1 protein-coding gene is annotated in these 1,378 nt (G+C 33.5%); it reads right to left on the bottom strand.

Features of this window, described 5'->3' with window-relative positions; all coding sequences use genetic code 11:
• Positions 1 to 1,062: 1,062 nt before the first annotated feature.
• Positions 1,063 to 1,323 (bottom strand): hypothetical protein, encoded by a 261-nt coding sequence (locus E5A76_RS09875; protein ID WP_161118823.1) that lies wholly within the window; start codon positions 1,321 to 1,323, stop codon positions 1,063 to 1,065.
• Between the last annotated feature and the right edge of the window lie 55 nt (positions 1,324 to 1,378).

Below are 1,378 nucleotides of genomic sequence, written 5' to 3'. Positions count from 1 at the left end.
TTGCTTTAATAACTGTTTTCATGAGTAATAAAACCTTGTGTATTTATGTTTGTGAACGCCTTGTGCGTTTCGATGGGGCTATTATCAATAATTACCCTAAAAACAACAATGCATCTAAAGTGCAAAAGATTATTACCTAAATGTAATAATAAACGCCGAGGTAAGGTACATAGAGAAAGAAAGGGAGAACAAAGGAAGAAGGTCAGTATCGTGGGCGCCGTTACTCAAAGATACAGTAGTAGTTGGAGTGCAGCAGGGAGACGATAGCGAGGGAAGTGAAAGGGAGCTAGTTTTGATTCGTTGGTAGCAATATCAGGATGACTTGCTTTTACTGTGATTTGTTACGTATTTAACAAATATTAAATGCGCTATTTTAGCCACAAGTGATGCTGAAATGATGCAAAAACAGGGCTTAAAATCCTGTTTTTATGTGTAATGTGATTCTGTGGTGCGGGAAAGAACAAATATGTTAAATACAGCTGTTCATGGTCTGAAAATGGATCCTTTATATATAGCCATAAGCTTTTGCACCTAAGTGCGGTTTAAATGTGGGGTTCAAAATGCATATTTAAATTATTACAACTGCGTAACAAATTAGTGGTAAATATCAGTGGTAAGCTTCTCTTTCGTATATCGGAGGGAACAATGATAGATAAAATTATTTTCAACTTAGAAAGAAAGAAGTATTTTTTTCTTGCTTCTTTATTTGGTGTGTTGGTAAAAGAAGGATTAGGGGTGCGTATAATATCGACCATTATTCTGGCATATAATATATACAAATATAATGAAATTATAAAAACATCTTGGATGTATTATGCAATGACATGTATCCCTTTTGTTTACATCTGTTTGGCAATTATGCTAGTAATAGGTAATTTTGTTTTATATAAATCTAAAAATGATTATATGAATCTATTCATAAATATGTAGTACGCATAAATAGAATTACTTTTAAATGACCGCCCATTGAGGCGGTCTTTTAGTATCTGATTGTTACCTAGTATTGTATCGGTCGCTTTAGGCCGATTACGTTAAACAGGTTTAGCTCAAAGTGAACTTTCCTTATTGATTGTTCACTTTTAATGCATCTTGAATTTGATCTGCAAACGTTGATAGCTGACTTAATTGTCCATCAAGTTTATAGCCCGAACCTGATGAAATTTGAGCTCTAACTAATTCTAACGCACATGATACAGCAATCGCTCGCTGAGCTGATTCATCTGAACCGTGGTAGTACGAGTAACCTTTGCCAGTTGAAAAACGTAATCTTAAATAATCATCGAATGAAACAGAATTTTTAACAGTAATGTTTGAATCTGACATAAGAAAAACCTTTTTATAAGTGTGTTTTTATAAGAAGAAGCGTATAATTGTAATA

The organism is Photobacterium lucens (genome assembly GCF_009873615.1).
In the GTDB taxonomy this organism is placed as follows: Bacteria; Pseudomonadota; Gammaproteobacteria; order Enterobacterales; family Vibrionaceae; genus Photobacterium; species Photobacterium lucens.
This window is presented reverse-complemented; position numbering and strand designations above follow the sequence as displayed.

What these genes read in the sequence shown, in the direction of transcription:
- E5A76_RS09875 (WP_161118823.1), bottom strand. Translation starts at nt 1,323, where the DNA reads ATGTCAGATTCAAACATTACTGTTAAAAATTCTGTTTCATTCGATGAT.